General features: G+C 70.4%; 15 protein-coding genes. 13 read left to right on the top strand and 2 right to left on the bottom strand.

The features are described from left to right. The first annotated feature begins 475 nt into the window (after window positions 1-475). Genes ACWCQS_RS23485 through ACWCQS_RS23475 form a run of 3 tightly spaced genes read left to right on the top strand, consistent with a single transcriptional unit; the run spans window position 476 to window position 3,292 of the window. Window positions 476-1,522, top strand: coding sequence for a type III polyketide synthase (locus ACWCQS_RS23485; RefSeq protein ID WP_451006254.1), 1,047 nt, complete (start codon window positions 476-478; stop codon window positions 1,520-1,522). A 26-nt stretch (window positions 1,523-1,548) separates the two neighbouring features. Then, window positions 1,549-2,763 (top strand): cytochrome P450, encoded by a 1,215-nt coding sequence (locus ACWCQS_RS23480; RefSeq protein WP_451006253.1) that lies wholly within the window; start codon window positions 1,549-1,551, stop codon window positions 2,761-2,763. 7 nt (window positions 2,764-2,770) lie between these two features. Beyond that, complete coding sequence (locus tag ACWCQS_RS23475) at window positions 2,771-3,292, top strand: cupin domain-containing protein (protein WP_451006252.1); 522 nt, start codon at window positions 2,771-2,773, stop codon at window positions 3,290-3,292. On the opposite strand, the gene ACWCQS_RS23470 is transcribed toward ACWCQS_RS23475, so the two are convergent. Then, entirely contained in the window at window positions 3,289-4,515 is a 1,227-nt protein-coding gene (locus ACWCQS_RS23470) for an acyl-CoA dehydrogenase family protein (protein ID WP_388632806.1), read from the bottom strand. The genes ACWCQS_RS23475 and ACWCQS_RS23470 overlap by 4 nt on opposite strands. Window positions 4,516-4,685: 170 nt before the next feature. Between ACWCQS_RS23470 and ACWCQS_RS23465 the strand changes: the two genes are divergently transcribed. After that, entirely contained in the window at window positions 4,686-5,330 is a 645-nt protein-coding gene (locus ACWCQS_RS23465) for a TetR family transcriptional regulator (protein WP_450986246.1), read from the top strand. A gap of 71 nt (window positions 5,331-5,401) precedes the next feature. On the opposite strand, the gene def is transcribed toward ACWCQS_RS23465, so the two are convergent. Then, complete coding sequence (gene def / locus ACWCQS_RS23460) at window positions 5,402-5,941, bottom strand: peptide deformylase (protein ID WP_451006251.1); 540 nt, start codon at window positions 5,939-5,941, stop codon at window positions 5,402-5,404. A gap of 151 nt (window positions 5,942-6,092) precedes the next feature. Between def and ACWCQS_RS23455 the strand changes: the two genes are divergently transcribed. The 9 genes from ACWCQS_RS23455 (at window position 6,093) to ACWCQS_RS23415 (ending at window position 16,004) form a co-directional block, all read left to right on the top strand. Further along, the gene (locus ACWCQS_RS23455; protein ID WP_451006250.1) at window positions 6,093-7,331 is read left to right on the top strand and encodes a MurT ligase domain-containing protein; all 1,239 of its coding nucleotides are present in this window, start codon (window positions 6,093-6,095) and stop codon (window positions 7,329-7,331) included. Between the two features lie 21 nt (window positions 7,332-7,352). After that, entirely contained in the window at window positions 7,353-8,081 is a 729-nt protein-coding gene (locus tag ACWCQS_RS23450) for a type 1 glutamine amidotransferase (protein WP_451006249.1), read from the top strand. 290 nt (window positions 8,082-8,371) lie between these two features. After that, window positions 8,372-9,397, top strand: a complete 1,026-nt coding sequence (locus tag ACWCQS_RS23445) for a 6-phosphofructokinase (RefSeq protein WP_451006248.1) — start codon at window positions 8,372-8,374, stop codon at window positions 9,395-9,397. Between the two features lie 102 nt (window positions 9,398-9,499). Beyond that, on the top strand, window positions 9,500-10,450 hold the full coding sequence (locus tag ACWCQS_RS23440; RefSeq protein WP_451006247.1) for a cytochrome c oxidase assembly protein: 951 nt from the start codon (window positions 9,500-9,502) through the stop codon (window positions 10,448-10,450). An 89-nt stretch (window positions 10,451-10,539) separates the two neighbouring features. Then, window positions 10,540-10,707 carry a hypothetical protein gene (locus ACWCQS_RS23435; protein WP_451006246.1) on the top strand — a complete coding sequence of 56 codons (168 nt, stop codon included), beginning with the start codon at window positions 10,540-10,542 and terminating at the stop codon, window positions 10,705-10,707. 37 nt (window positions 10,708-10,744) lie between these two features. Further along, on the top strand, window positions 10,745-11,230 hold the full coding sequence (locus tag ACWCQS_RS23430) for an Lrp/AsnC family transcriptional regulator (RefSeq protein ID WP_451006245.1): 486 nt from the start codon (window positions 10,745-10,747) through the stop codon (window positions 11,228-11,230). Between the two features lie 154 nt (window positions 11,231-11,384). Then, window positions 11,385-12,194 (top strand): dimethylargininase, encoded by an 810-nt coding sequence (ddaH, locus tag ACWCQS_RS23425; RefSeq protein WP_451006244.1) that lies wholly within the window; start codon window positions 11,385-11,387, stop codon window positions 12,192-12,194. Then, window positions 12,194-13,414 (top strand): ornithine--oxo-acid transaminase, encoded by a 1,221-nt coding sequence (rocD, locus tag ACWCQS_RS23420; RefSeq protein ID WP_451006243.1) that lies wholly within the window; start codon window positions 12,194-12,196, stop codon window positions 13,412-13,414. Before ddaH ends, rocD begins: the two co-directional genes overlap by 1 nt. A gap of 109 nt (window positions 13,415-13,523) precedes the next feature. Next, complete coding sequence (locus ACWCQS_RS23415) at window positions 13,524-16,004, top strand: SpoIIE family protein phosphatase (RefSeq protein ID WP_451006242.1); 2,481 nt, start codon at window positions 13,524-13,526, stop codon at window positions 16,002-16,004. Window positions 16,005-16,022: the final 18 nt, after the last annotated feature.

Below are 16,022 nucleotides of genomic sequence, written 5' to 3'. Positions count from 1 at the left end.
GGCCGGCCAGGAGACGTGGGCGGGGTAGGCCTGGCAGCCCGCCAGGGGGACGTACGTCCGGAGCGGTCCTCGGTGACGCCGCGGGTCCGGGGCGAAGGCGGTCAGGTGCTGTGCGGCCCGTTCCTTGCCCGTCGCGAGCGTGGTGAAGAAGGCCCCCGAGGCGGGTCGGCGCGCTGGGCCGGATGCGCGAAGGAGCGGCGGTCGGCGGGGATCACCCACCGCTGTTCCAGGGCCAGGCGGGCGAATGTCCTGGTGGTCGTCTCCAGCAGATCCCCGGCCTATGCCGTCATGGTGGGCTCCGTCCCGCGGACGTGCGGTTTCCTACCCGACCCTGACTCGGGTGTCCCCGGTCTGGAGTAGTTCGGCGCGAGATCGTCGCCGGGTCGAGTGATCGTGGGTGGACCACCTCCTGAGGTGAACGACCCTCTGACCGGCGGGCGCAGGCCTTCCGGAAGGCTGAAAGCAGGCACGGTTCATGGCGACTTTGTGCAGACCAACGGTGTCGGTGCCGGAGCACGTGATCACGATGGAGGAGACGCTGGAACTGGCGCGGTCGCGTCACTCGGACCACCCCCAACTGCCGCTCGCACTGCGGTTGATCGAGAACACGGGTGTGAAGACGCGGCACATAGTGCAGCCCATCGAGGAGACCCTCAAGCACCCCGGGTTCGAGGAGCGCAACAAGCTCTACGAGGCCGAGGCCAAGGCCCGGGTCCCCGCGGTGATCCAGCGCGCACTCGACGACGCGGAACTCCTGACCTCCGACATCGACGTGATCGTCTACGTCTCGTGCACGGGCTTCATGATGCCCTCGCTCACGGCGTGGCTGATCAACGAGATGGACTTCGACTCGACCACCCGACAGCTCCCCATAGCCCAGCTGGGCTGTGCGGCCGGCGGCGCGGCGATCAACCGCGCGCACGACTTCTGCACGGCCTACCCCGACGCCAACGCGCTGATAGTGGCCTGCGAGTTCTGCTCGCTGTGCTACCAGCCCACCGACCTGGGCGTGGGCTCGCTGCTCTCCAACGGTCTGTTCGGTGACGGCATAGCCGCCGCCGTGGTCCGCGGCAAGGGCGGCACCGGTGTCGAGCTGGAACGCAACGGCTCGTACCTGATCCCGAAGACCGAAGAGTGGATCATGTACGACGTCCGGGCGACCGGATTCCACTTCCTGCTCGACAAACGGGTGCCGGCCACCATGGAGCCGCTGGCCCCGGCGCTGCAGGACCTCGCGGCCATGCACGGCTGGGACGCGTCCGACCTGGACTTCTACATCGTCCACGCCGGCGGGCCGCGCATCCTCGACGACCTCAGCAAGTTCCTCCAGGTCGACCCGCACGCCTTCCGGTTCAGCCGGGCCACCCTCACCGAGTACGGCAACATCGCCTCCGGCGTCGTGCTGGACGCGCTGCGCCGGATGTTCGACGAGGGCGGCGCCGAGCACCGGGCGCGCGGGCTCCTCGCCGGGTTCGGACCCGGCATCACCGCGGAAATGACGCTGGGCCGCTGGCGCAGCTGAAGACCGAGAGACGGCTTGAGTACGGCATGACCGAAGAGACGCTCACCGAGACCCTGCCCCCGATCCGGCACTGGCCGGCGCTCGACCTGACCGGGACGGACTTCGACCCGGTGCTGAGAGAGCTCATGCGCGAAGGACCGGTCACCCGCATCCAGCTGCCCAACGGCGAGGGCTGGGCCTGGCTGGTGACCCGGATGGACGACGTGCGCATGGTGACCAACGACCCCCGCTTCAGCCGCGAGGAGGTCATGAAGAAGCCGGTCACCCGGCTGGCCCCGCACTTCATCCCCGACCCGGGCGCGGTCGGCTTCCTGGACCCGCCCGACCACACCCGGCTGCGCCGCTCGGTGGCGGCCGCCTTCACCGCGAAGGGCGTGGAGCGGGTACGGGAGAAGGCCCGCGCCATGCTGGACGAACTGGTCGACGAACTCCTCCAGGACGGCCCGCCCGCCGACCTCACGGCGACGATCCTCAGCCCGTTCCCGATCGCGGTGATCTGCGAAATGATGGGCGTCCCGGCCGCCGACCGGCACACCATGCACACCTGGACCCAGCTCATCCTGTCCTCCTCCAACGGCAAGGAGGTCAGCGAGAAGGCCAAACGGGAGATGGCCGCCTACTTCTCGGACCTGATCGGGCTGCGCGAGAACAGCACGGCCGAGGACGTCGCCTCACTGCTCGGCGCGGCGGTGGGCCGGGGCGAGGTCACCCTGGAGGAGGCCGTCGGACTGGCCGGTCTCCTCCAGATCGGCGGCGAGGCGGTCACCAACAACAGCGGGCAGATGTTCTATCTGCTGCTGACCCGCCCCGACCTGGTGGAACGGCTGCGCGCGCAGCCGGAGATCCGCCCCAGGGCGATCGACGAGCTCCTGCGCTGGATTCCGCACCGCAACGCGGTCGGCCTGTCCCGGATCGCCCTGGAGGACGTGGAGATCCGGGGTGTGCGGATCCGCGCGGGCGACGCGGTGTACAACTCCTACCTGGCCGCCAACCGCGACCCGGAGGTGTTCCCCGACCCGGACACCATCGACTTCTCCCGCAGCCCGAACCCGCACGTCTCGTTCGGCTTCGGCCCGCATTTCTGCCCCGGCAACATGCTGGCCCGGCTGGAGGAGGAACTCATGGTGGACGCCCTGCTTGACCGGATCCCGGGCCTGCGGCTGGCCGTGGCGCCGGAGAAGGTGCCCTTCAAGAAGGGCGCGCTGATCCGGGGCCCCGAGGCCCTTCCGGTGACCTGGTGAGTGGGCGATGACGGAGACCGAGGGACTGTACGTACCGCCGGGCCACGGCCGTGTCGTCGAGACACCGGCCCAGCGGGTGACGTTCAAGGTCACCGGCATGCACTCGCGGATGGCCTCCACCTTCGAGGTGGAGGTCCCGCCGGGCTTCGACGTGGGCGCGCATGTGCACACGCGCAGCGAGGAGCTGTTCTACGTCCTGGAGGGCGAACTGGACGTCCTCGCCTTCGAGCCGCGCATCCGCACCGCCGACAACTGGCAGAGGTGGGAGTCGAGTTCGGGCAGCCGCGTGGTGCGGGCGACTCCGGGCACGGTCATCGTCGTACCGCCGGGGTGCCCGCACGCGTTCGCCAATCCGACGGACACCCCGGCGAAGATGTTCTTCCAGGCCGCTCCCCCACCGGATCACGAGCGCTACTTCGAGGAGCTGCTGGAGATCCTGGGGAACGGGGGGCCGCCGGACCAGGAGGCGATCGAGGCCCTGCGGGCCAAGTACGACATCGAGCAGCTGACGCCGCTCAGGCATCGCTAGCGGATGGGCATGCCGGAGAGGGTGCGGGCGATCACCAGCCGCTGGATCTCGCTCGTGCCCTCGAAGATCGTGTAGATGGCGCTGTCCCGGTGCATGCGCTCCACGGGGTACTCCCTGGTGTAGCCGTTGCCGCCGAGGATCTGGATCGCCTGGGCGGTGACCTTCTTCGCCGTCTCGCTGGCGAACAGCTTGGACATGGAGCCCTCGGCCGCGGTGAACGGTTTGCCGTTGACCGCCATCCAGGACGCACGCCAGACCAGCAACCGCGCCGCGTCGATCTGCGTGCGCATGTCCGCCAGCTGGAAAGCCACGCCCTGGTTGTCGATGATCGGCCGGCCGAACTGCTCCCGGGTCGTGGCGTAGTCGAGGGCGACCTCGTACGCGGCCCGGGCGGTGCCGACCGCCATGGCGCCGACCGCCGGGCGGGACGCCTCGAACGTGGCCATCGCCGCGTTCTTGACGCGCTCCCCGCCCTTCGCGGCCTTCTCCCGCGCCCGGGCGAGCCGCTCGTCCAGCTTCTCCTTGCCGCCGAGCAGGCAGGAGCCGGGGACGCGGACGTTGTCGAGGACGACCTCGGCGGTGTGCGAGGCGCGGATGCCGTGCTTCTTGAACTTCTGGCCCTGGGCCAGGCCCGGCGTGCCCGGCGGGACGATGAAGGAGGCGTGGCCCTTGGAACCCAGTTCCGGGTCGACGCTGGCGACGACGACGTGGACGTTGGCGATGCCGCCGTTGGTCGCCCAGGTCTTCGTGCCGTTGATCACCCACTCGTCCTTGGCCTCGTCGTACACGGCGCGCGTGCGCATGGAGGCGACGTCGGAGCCGGCGTCGGGCTCCGAGGAGCAGAACGCGGCCACCTTGACGTCGTGGACGTCGCCGTACATCTGCGGGATCCAGGTGCCGATCTGTTCCTCGGTTCCGTTGGCGAGAACGCCCACGGCGGCCAGGCCGGTGCCCACAATGGACAGGGCGATGCCCGCGTCGCCCCAGAACAGCTCCTCCATGGCCATCGGGATGCCGAGGCCGGTGGGGTCGAAGTACTGCTGCGCGTAGAAGTCGAGGGAGTAGATGCCGACCTTCGCCGCCTCCTGGATGACCGGCCAGGGAGTCTCCTCGCGCTCGTCCCACTCGGCGGCCGCGGGGCGGATCACGTCGGCGGCGAAGCCATGGAGCCAGTCCCGGACTTCCTTCTGTTCGTCGTTGAGCTCCATGGTGAACTCGGCCATGTCCCCTCCAGCGGCGGCGGTGCGATGTTACTAGCGGTAACCCGAGTCTGTTACCGACGGGTAGGAAAAGTCAACCAGTGATGACGTCTCGGCATCCCGTTCGATGTCAGGGGCACAGTCAGTGTTAGTTTGCGCAGGCGTCACCGAATCAGCACGGGTGGGGAGAGCTCATGGACACCACACAGCGGACCGATCAGCAGCGGTCCGCCGACCGCCGACGGCGCGAGCTGCTGGAGGCCGCCGACCGGGTGGTGCTGCGCGACGGCCCACAGGCGTCGATGAACGCGATCGCCGCGGAAGCCGGCATCACGAAGCCGATCCTTTACCGCCACTTCGGCGACAAGGGGGGCCTTTACGCCGCCTTGGCCAAGCGGCACACGGATGCCCTGCTCGATTCGCTCCGGGCGGCGCTGGACGCTCCGGCCGAGCGGCGGGAGCGGGTGGAGTCGACACTGGACACGTATCTCGCCGCCATTGAGGCACGGCCTCAGGTGTACCGGTTTCTGATGCATCCGGCGGAGGGGAGCGCGGGTGCCGAGCAGGGCTTCGACGTCGGTAAGCATTCGGCGCCGTTGCTCCGCAGGATGGGCGAGGAGCTCGCACAGGTCATCGAGGAGCGGGTGGATCTCGGGCCGGAGAGTCAGCAGCTCGCCCGGGTGTGGGGGCATGGGATCGTCGGGATGATGCATGCGGCCGGGGACTGGTGGCTGGGTGAACGCCCCTGTTCCCGGACCGAGTTGGTGCGGTCTCTGGCCGATCTGCTGTGGGGTCGCCTTGCGGCGGCGGGAGACAGAATAGGAGGTCCGGGGTTCTGACGGTCGTGCCCCGTGTGCGGCTGCGCGGGGGCTGAGCGCGCAGTTCCCCGCGCCCCGTCAGGCAGATACCCTCACCGGTGCCATGACGCTCGCCTGATCTGCCTCGCCCATCTGCGCTTGCGCCAACCCGTGAGGTGATCCGCGTACACCCGGCCCTGCAGATGGTCGCACTCGTGCTGCAGACACCGCGCGAAGAACCCCGTGCCATGCACGGTCACCGGCTCCCCCGTCACCGTGAAACCCTCGACCACCGCATGGTCGTACCGCTCCGTCCCCGCCTCCAGACCCGGCAGGGACAGGCACCCCTCGGGTCCCCGGATCACCACCCCGTCGGTCTCCACCAGACGCGGGTTCACCACATGTCCCAGATGCCGGACATCGTCGTCGTCCGGGCAGTCGTACACGAACACCCGCAGCGGCACCCCCACCTGATTCGCCGCCAGACCGACCCCCTGCGCCGCGTACATCGTGGCGAACAGGTCCTCCACGAGGGCCGCCAGTTCGGGGCCGAATTCGGTGACTTCCCGGCATTGTTCGCGCAAAGCGGCGTCGCCGAGCAGGGTGAGAGGCCGGACGCGCCCGTGGGCGCCCGGAATGGAACCGTGTCGCATGGCGGCAAGGGTACGGTTCGTATCGCCCATGCCCGCCGCTCAAGGCGTGGGCCGGGATTCGGGTGTGGATACGGATCTCGATAGGCTGAGGTCACACCACGCTGCCGGATGGCCCCAGGCGCGGCGCGTACGCAAGGAGGATCGAGAACTGATGGCAGGCAACTCGGACCCGCTCACGCCGCGGGCCAAGCTGGCCGTGACCGCGGGCAAGGCGGTCGCTGCGGCATCGCGCGCCGCGGGGCGCGGCAGCGGATCGGTGATCGGTGGCCGGGTCGCGCTGAAACTCGACCCCGACCTGCTCGCACGGCTCGCGCAGAACCTGGACGTCGTCCTGGTCTCCGCCACCAACGGCAAGACGACCACCACCCGGCTGATCGCCGAGGCGCTGCGCGCCGCGGGCCCGGTCGTGTCGAACGCGCTGGGCGCCAACATGCCGGCCGGTATCACCTCCGCGCTCGCGGGCGGCTCGGACGCGAAGTTCGGTGTCATAGAGGTCGACGAGAAGTACCTGGCCGGGGTGGCCCGGGACACCGACCCGAAGTGCATCGCCCTGCTCAACCTCTCCCGCGACCAGCTCGACCGTGCCGCCGAGACCCGGATGCTCGCCGAGAACTGGCGCGAGGGCCTGGCCGGGTCCAAGGCCGTGGTCGTCGCCAACTGCGACGACCCGCTGGTGGTGTGGGCCGCCTCCTCGTCCCCGAATGTGATCTGGGTCGCGGCCGGGCAGATGTGGAAGGACGACGCCTGGTCCTGCCCGTCCTGCGGTGGCGTGATGCAGCGCCCCGGCGACGACTGGTTCTGCGGCGAGTGCGGGTTCCGGCGGCCGACGCCGACCTGGGCGCTGTCCGGGGACCACGTACTGGATCCGCACGGGTCCGCCTGGCCCATCCATCTGCAGCTGCCGGGCCGTGCCAACAAGGCGAACGCCGCCTCCTCCGCGGCCGTCGCCGCCGTCTTCGGTGTGCCGCCGCAGGTTGCCCTGGAGCGGATGTACCAGGTGCAGGCCGTCGCGGGCCGCTATGACGTCGTGCAGTTCCAGAACCGCGATCTGCGGCTGCTGCTGGCCAAGAACCCCGCCGGCTGGCTGGAGACGTTCTCCCTGATCGACCCGCCGCCCACCCCGGTGATCCTGTCCGTGAACGCACGCGGCGCCGACGGCACCGACACCTCCTGGCTGTGGGACGTCGACTACACCCGGCTGACCGGCCACCCGATCTTTGTCATCGGCGACCGGAAGCTGGACCTCGCCGTCCGCCTGGAGGTCGCGAACCAGCACTTCCAGGTCTGCGAGAACCTCGACCAGGCCGTGCAGATGTGCCCGCCGGGCCGGATCGAGGTCATCGCGAACTACACCGCGTTCCAGGACCTGCGCCGCCGCGTCGGCAACTGATCTTCGAAGGGCGATCACCTCATGAGCGACAACCAACTGCGGCTGGTGTGGATCTACCCGGATCTGCTGAGCACCTACGGCGACCAGGGCAACGCCCTCGTCGTGGAGCGCCGGGCCCGGCAGCGCGGCCTGGACGTGGCCCGGCTCGACGTGCGCAGCGACCAGCCGATCCCGACCTCCGGCGACATCTACCTGATCGGCGGCGGCGAGGACCGTCCGCAGCGGCTCGCGGCCGAGCGGCTGCGCCGGGACGGGCATCTGCACCGGGCGGTGGAGAACGGCGCGATCGTCTTCTCCGTCTGCGCCGGCTACCAGATCCTCGGCCACGAGTTCATCAACGACCTCGGCCAGCGCGAGCCGGGTCTCGGCCTGCTCGACGTGGTGTCCGTGCGCGGCGAGGGCGAGCGGTGCGTCGGTGACGTGCTCGGCGACATCGACCCGCAACTGGGCCTGCCGCAGCTGACCGGCTTCGAGAACCACCAGGGCGTCACTCACCTCGGCCCCACCGCCCGCCCCTTCGCGCGGGTGAAGATCGGCAACGGCAACGGCACCGGGGACGGCACGGAGGGCGCGTACAACGGGACCGTCTTCGGCACGTACATGCACGGCCCGGTCCTCGCCCGCAACCCGCTGATCGCCGACCTGCTGCTGAAGCTGGCACTCGACGTCAACGCACTGCCGCCGACCGACGACCGCTGGTACGAGGCGCTCCGCAACGAGCGCATCGCGGCTGCGCAGCAGCCTGCGTGAACACAGCCGCGCAGCAGTCCGCGTGACCACAGCTGCACCGCAGCCCGCGTGAACACCGCTGCTCAGCAGCGCGCGTAAGCGGCGCGACAGCAAGACTTCAGCAACATCTCAGCGCGGTCCGGCAGCCTCGTAGCGGGCCCGCCTGACGGCCCGTCCGCTCACATGTGCGGGCGCGTCCAGCAGGCGGACGCCCGCTACGGAGCCACCCCCTCACGCCGGTAGGGTGGCCGGGAATCCGCCGGACAACGTGGTCCGGTTACCCGGCCCACGTTGAGAAGGTATTTCGGGCTATGCGCATTGGTGTCCTCACGTCCGGCGGCGACTGCCCCGGCCTGAACGCCGTCATCCGGTCCGTCGTGCACCGTGCCGTCGCCGACCACGGCGACGAGGTCATCGGTTTCCGGGACGGCTGGAAGGGCCTCCTGGAGTGCGACTACCTCAAGCTCGACCTCGATGCCGTGGGCGGCATCCTGGCACGCGGCGGCACCATCCTCGGCTCCTCCCGGGTCCGCCCGGAGCATCTGCGGGACGGTGTCGAGCGGGCCAGGGGGCATGTCGCGGAGCTCGGCCTCGACGCGATCATCCCGATCGGCGGTGAGGGCACCCTGAAGGCGGCCCGGCTGCTGTCGGACAACGGGCTGCCGATCGTGGGCGTGCCCAAGACCATCGACAACGACATCGCTGTCACGGACGTCACCTTCGGCTTCGACACGGCCGTCACCGTGGCGACGGAGGCCCTGGACCGGCTGAAGACCACCGCCGAGTCCCACCAGCGCGTGCTGATCGTGGAGGTCATGGGCCGGCACACCGGCTGGATCGCCCTGCACTCCGGCATGGCGGCCGGCGCCCACGCCATTGTCGTCCCGGAACGGCCCTTCGACATCGAGGAGTTGACCAGGCAGGTCGGCGAGCGGTTCGAGGCGGGCAAGCGGTTCGCCATCGTCGTCGCGGCCGAGGGCGCCAAGCCGAAGGCCGGCACCATGGACTTCGACGAGGGCGGCAAGGACATCTACGGCCACGAGCGCTTCGCCGGGATCGCCCGGCAGCTGTCGGTCGAGCTGGAGCAGCGGCTCGGCAAGGAGGCGCGGCCGGTGATCCTGGGCCATGTGCAGCGGGGTGGCACGCCGACGGCGTACGACCGGGTGCTGGCGACCCGTTTCGGCTGGCACGCGGTGGAGGCCGTGCACCGCGGTGAGTTCGGGCGGATGACGGCTCTGCGCGGGACCGACATCGTGATGGTCTCCCTCGCGGAGGCCGTCGAGACCCTGAAGACCGTTCCGGTGGAGCGGTACGACGAGGCGGAGTGCGTGCTGTAGTTCGGCGGCGAACAAACCGCCCCCGGTCACGACCATGACCGGGGGCGGTTCTACTCTTGGGGCGGACAACTCGCACAACCCCCACGAATCAGGAGCCGCCGGATGGATCACAGCGGGCACGGCATGATGATGGATCTGCCGCCGTTCACGCTGGGGCGGGGGCTGGAGTGGTCCACTGACCCGTTCTTCCTCGTCGCCTGCCTGCTCGGGCTCGCCCTGTACGGCTGGGGTGTCGTACGGCTGCGGCGGCGCGGGGACGCCTGGCCGGCCGGCCGTACCGTGGCGTACGTCGTGGGTGTGCTGACCGTCGCCCTGGTGATGTGCACCAAGCTGAACGACTACGGCATGGTGATGTTCAGCGTGCACATGGTGCAGCACATGGTGATCAGCATGCTGTCGCCGATCCTGATCCTGCTCGGCGCCCCGGTCACGCTGGCGCTGCGCGCGCTGCCGACCGCCGGCCGGGGCCGCAAGGGCCCGCGCGAGCTGCTGCTGGCGCTGTTGCACAGCCGCTACACGCGGATCGTCACGCACCCGGCGTTCACGATCCCGATGTTCATCGCGAGCCTGTACGTCCTGTACTTCACCCCGCTATTCGACTTCCTGATGGGGTCGAAGGCCGGGCACATCGCGATGATGGTGCACTTCTTCGCCGTCGGCATGGTGTTCTTCTGGCCGATCATGGGCGTCGACCCGGGTCCGTACCGACCCGGATACGTGATGCGGATGCTGGAGCTGTTCGCGGGCATGCCGTTCCACGCGTTCTTCGGCATCGCGCTGATGATGGCCACGGCGCCGATGGTGGACACCTTCAAGCACCCGTCGGCCTCGCTCGGCATCGACGCGCTGTCCGACCAGAACGCGGCCGGCGGCATCGCCTGGGCGTTCAGCGAGATCCCGTCCGTGCTGGTGCTGATCGCGCTGCTGTTCCAGTGGTACGGCTCCGAGCAGCGGCAGGCCAGGCGCAAGGACCGGGCCGCGGACCGGGACGGCGACAAGGAGTTGGAGGCGTACAACGCCTATCTGGCCTCGCTGAACGCGCGCGAGAGCTGAGCCGCACGCGAGAGCCGGGTCGGAGCCGTCCCGTCCGGGCGGGAACCGGGGCACCATGGTCATGGACGGACCAAGAGGAGGGTGTCGCGATGCCCGGTTCCACGAACGGTTCCACCAAGGCGATGGGGGCTCTCACGGTCGGCGGGCTCGTCGCGGTGACCGCCTACACGGTCGCGCTCGGCAGCAACGGCTGGCTGTGGTTCGGATGGGTGGTGCTGGGGCTGCTGACGCTCGCCATGATCGTCACCCAGTCGTGAGGCGAGCTGTCCGGCGGGGCTGACTTACAGTGCCCGCATGAACAGCAGGACGCTCTCGTTCGACGACCTCGACCGCAAGATCATCACCGCGCTGATGGCGAACGCCCGGACCAGCTTCGCCGAGATCGGCGCGGGCATCGGGCTGTCCGCGACCGCGGTCAAACGGCGCGTGGACCGGCTCCGGGAGACCGGGGTGATCACCGGGTTCACGGCGACGGTCAAGCCCTCGGCGCTCGGCTGGCGCACCGAGGCGTACGTCGAGGTGTACTGCGAGGGCGCGGCCCCGCCCCGGCGGCTGGCCGAGGTCGTGCGCAACCACCCCGAGATCACCGCGGCCATGACGGTCACCGGCGGCGCCGACGCGCTGCTGCACGTGCGGGCCCGGGACGTGGAGCACTTCGAGGAGGTGCTGGAGCGGATCCGGGTCGAGCCGTTCATCCGGAAGACGATCAGTGTGATGGTGCTGTCCCACCTGCTCCCGGAAAGCCCGGAAGCGGGCGCGACCCACGCCGCACCGGAATGAGGCGGAACATGCGCAGCAATCATGCGCATCGACCTTGAACAACGCAGCGATGCTGCGCATCTAAGCAGCTTTCCATTCTTGTCGGCCGTCTGCCTCCCTTTCTACCGTGGTGTGCACCCCCAAGTGACACACAGCAAAGCGGAGGAAACCCTCTGTGTCCGAAAGCCGTGTACAGCGTCCTCGGCGCTTCCTCGTCTGCGAACCCAGACACTTCGCCGTGCAGTACGCGATCAATCCCTGGATGCACCCCGACAAGCCGGTCGACGTGGACCTCGCCCGGGAGCAGTGGCAGACGCTCATCCGCGCCTACCGCGCCCACGGTCACACCGTCGAGTCGGTCGAGCCCGTCCCCGGCCTGCCCGACATGGTCTTCGCCGCCAACGCGGCGTTCGTGGTCGGCGGCCGGGTCTTCGGCTCCCTGTTCCACGCGCCGGAACGGCGCCCGGAGTCGCTGCACTACGACACCTGGTTCAAGGCCGCGGGCTACGACGTGTACCGCCCGGAGTCGGTGACCGAGGGCGAGGGCGACCTGGTGTGGACGGGCCGGTACGTGCTCGCCGGCACCGGGTTCCGCACCACCCGTGAGGCGCACCGGGAGGCGCAGGAGTTCCTCGGCCACCCAGTGATCGGCCTGACCCTGGTGGACCCGTACTTCTACCACCTGGACACGGCGTTGTTCGTCCTCGACGACGACAACATCTGCTACTACCCCGAGGCGTTCTCTGCGGGCAGCCGCGAGGTGCTCCGCCGGCTGTACCCGGACGCGGTGCTCGCCACCCGCGAGGACGCGATGGCGTTCGGCCTGAACTCCGTCTCCGACGGCCGGAACGTCTTCATCGCCCCCCAGGCCGAGGCGCTCGCCGAGCGCCTGGCCGACCACGGTTTCGCCCCCGTCCCCGTCGACCTGTCCGAGTTCCACAAGGCCGGCGGCGGCATCAAGTGCTGCACCCAGGAGATCCGCTGATGACCGCACCCGCGCGCACGCGTACGTCCGACGACCTGATCCGAGCGGAGGAGCCGGTCCTCGCGCACAACTACCACCCGCTCCCGGTGGTGGTCGCCCGCGCCGAGGGCACATGGGTGGAGGACGTCGAGGGCAACCGCTACCTGGACATGCTCGCCGGGTACTCGGCGCTGAACTTCGGCCATCGGCACCCGGCGCTGATCGAGGCCGCGCACCGCCAGCTCGACCAGCTGACGCTGACCTCCCGCGCCTTCCACAACGACCGGCTCGCCCACTTCGCGGAGCAGCTCGCGGAGCTGACCGGCCTCGACATGGTGCTGCCGATGAACACCGGCGCCGAGGCGGTGGAGAGCGGCATCAAGGTGGCCCGCAAGTGGGCGTACGACGTGAAGGGCGTCCCCGCCGACCGGGCGACGATCGTGGTCGCGGCGGAGAACTTCCACGGCCGTACGACAACCATCGTCAGCTTCTCCACCGACGAGACGGCCCGGGCCGGCTTCGGCCCCTTCACGCCCGGTTTCAGGATCGTGCCGTTCGACGACCTGGCCGCGCTGGAGGAGGCCGTCGACGAGACCACGGCGGCCGTGCTGATCGAGCCCATCCAGGGCGAGGCGGGCGTGGTCATCCCGAGCGAGGGCTATCTCGCCGGGGTGCGGGAGCTGACCCGCCGCAAGGGCTGCCTGTTCATCGCGGACGAGATCCAGTCGGGCCTCGGCCGCACCGGCCGCACCTTCGCCGTCGAGCACGAGGACGTCGTGCCGGACATGCTGCTGCTCGGCAAGGCGCTGGGCGGCGGGATCGTGCCGGTGTCGGCGGTGGTGGCCCGGCGCGAGGTGCTGGGTGTGCTGCACCCGGGCGAGCACGGCTCCACGTTCGGCGGCAACCCGCTCGCGGCGGCGGTCGGCTCGGCCGTGGTCGAGCTGCTTCGCACGGGCGAGTTCCAGCGCCGGGCCACCGAGCTGGGCGTGCTCCTGCGGGACGGGCTGACCGAGCTGGTCGGCCGGGGTGTGGTCGGCTTCCGCTCGCGTGGCCTGTGGGCGGGCGTCGACATCGACCCGGCGATCGGCACCGGCCGCGAGGTCAGCGAGCGGCTGATGCGGGAGGGGATCCTGGTGAAGGACACCCACGGTTCCACGATCCGGCTGGCACCGCCGCTGACCATCACGGCGGAGGAGCTGCGGTCCGCGCTGGCGGCACTGGAGAAGGTGCTGGGTTCGTGACGTCGGTGTGGGGCGGCCGAGGCCGTCCCACATCCTTCGCTCGTCTGCCTGAAGGGTGAAGATTGAGCCAGGAGGGGGTAGACCACTCTCAGCTACAGAGAGGTCGGCCGTGAGCACTCACGAGGAGCAGGACGTCGCCGGGCGGCGGTTCGACGTGGCCGACGCCGCGCCCCTGCTGCTCGACGCGCGGGGCGTGGTGACGAGCTGGACGCAGGGCGCCCAGAGCCTGCTGGAGTACACGGCCGCCGAGGTGGTGGGCACCAGGGTGACCGGCCTGCTGTCCGCCGAGGACGCCGCGCGGGTGCCCGAACTGGCCGAGCGGTGCCGCAGGGACGGCGGCTGGGCGGGACTGCTGACCGCACGGCGCAAGGACGGGCAGCCGATACGGGTGATGGTGCGGATCACCCCGGCGATGGAACCCGGCGGAGCACCGCACTGGCTGGTTCTGGTCTCCGACGTGGCGGGGGAACGCGGCTGGGACATGAGCCGTGGGGTGCTGGAGCAGATGGTGACCGACTCCGCCGTCGGGATGGCGATCGTGGACACCGATCTGCGGTGCGTGTGGTCGAACGAGGCCCTGGAGCGGTTCGGCGGCGGCTCCCCGGGCGAGCGGCTGGGCCGGCGGCTGGCGGAGATCCAGCCGGGCATCGACACCGCCGACATCGAGACGCAGATGCGGCGTGTGCTGGAGACCGGCCTGCCGGTGGTCGGGTACGAGCATGTCGGCCATGTGCGGTCCGCGCCGCACCGGGAGACGGCGCACATGATGTCGTTCACCCGTCTCGACGACGACCGGGGTCACCCGATGGGCGTGTACTACACGGTCGTCGACATCACCGACCGGCACCGTGCCCGGCAGCGACTGGCCCTGCTCGACCGGGGCGGCGAACAGATCGGCCGCACTCTGGACATCGTGCGGACGGCACAGGAACTGGCCGACGTGGCCGTGCAGGACTTCGCCGACTTCGTCAGCGTGGACCTACTGGATTCCGTGCTGCGGGGTGCGGAGCCCGAGCCGCCGAGCGAGATGGACCAGGTGCCGCTGCGGCGGGCCGGGCACCAGTCGGTGAACCCCGGGGTCCCGGAGGCCGTCGTCGAGATCGGCGCGGTGGCCACCTATCTCGCCGGATCGCCCCCGATCCGCAGTCTGACCACGGGTCGGTCCTGGCATGCGGCACGGCTGGACCCGCTGGCCAAGGAATGGGCGACGGACATCCCGGGCGGCCGGATGGCGACCTTCCTGGAGCTCGGTGTGCACAGCGTGATGATCGTGCCCATCCGTGCGCGGGGCGTCACGATGGGCGTCACCACCTTCTTCCGGCGCCGCCGTCAGGAGCCGTTCGACGAGGACGACCTGAGTCTCGCCGAGGACCTGGTGTCCCGGGCGGCGGTCTGCGTGGACAACGCCCGCCGCTACACCCGCGAGCGGGAAGCGGCCCTGGTCCTGCAGCGCAGTCTGCTGCCGCGCCGGCTGCCCGAGCAGGACGCGGTGGAGGTGGCCGCCTGCTACCGGCCGGCCGACGAGCTGACCGGCCTGGGCGGCGACTGGTACGACATCATCCCACTGTCCGCCGCACGCGTGGCCCTGGTCGTGGGCGAGGTGCCGGGACACGGGATCGACGCCGCGGCGGCCATGGGACGGCTGCGCACCGCCGTACACACCCTGGCGGCGCTCGATCTGCCGCCCGAGGAGGTCCTCGCGCACCTCGACGACCTGGTGGCGCGGATGGCCCGGGAGGAGGGCGTCCGGCCCGAGGACCCGGAGGCCACCGGTATCCAGGCGGTGGGGTCGGGGTGCGTGTACGTCGTCTACGACCCGGTCAAGGGGCAGTGCACGATGGCCGCCGCGGGCCATCCCGCGCCCGCCGTGGTCCTGCCCGACGGCGCCGTCAGCTTCGTCGACCTGCCGCAGGGGCCGCCGCTCGGGGCGGGCGGTCCGCCCTTCGAGGCGGTGGAGCTGACCCTGGCCGAGGGCAGCACGCTGGCCCTGCACACCGACGGCCTGCTGGTCCACGGTGACGGCGACGGGGGCGACCGGGACGACGGCGGGATCGTCGCCGCGGACCGCGACCGGCTGCGCCGCGCGCTGGAACAGTGCGCACCCACGCTCGACATGAGCTGCCGGTCCGTGGTCGACGCGCTGGTGCCCGCCCGGCCGTACGACGACGTGGCCCTGCTGATGGCCCGCACCAGGCTGCTCGGCGCCGACCAGGTCGCCGACTGGGATCTGCCCGCCGACCCGGCCGTGGTCGCCGAGGCCCGCAAGGAGACCACCCGGCAGCTGGGCGAGTGGGGGCTGGATGAGCTGGCGTTCACCGCCGAACTGGTCGTGAGCGAGCTGGTCACCAACGCCATCCGGCACGCGGAGGGCCCCGTTCGGCTCCGGCTGATCAGAGACCGGTCCGCCCTGATCTGCGAGGTCTCCGACGGCAGTGCCACCGCGCCCCATCTGCGCCATCCGCGCACCACGGACGAGGGCGGCCGCGGACTGCTGCTGGTCTCCCAGTTCGCCGAGCGGTGGGGAACCCGCTTCGTCCCCGGCGGGAAGATCATCTGGGCCGAGCAGTCCACGACGGGCCTGCCGGACTGACCTACACGGACCACGCAC

This window comes from Streptomyces sp. NPDC002076 (assembly GCF_053593835.1).
The sequence above is the reverse complement of the archived record's forward strand: the minus strand, read 5'-3'. Positions and strand labels throughout refer to the sequence as shown.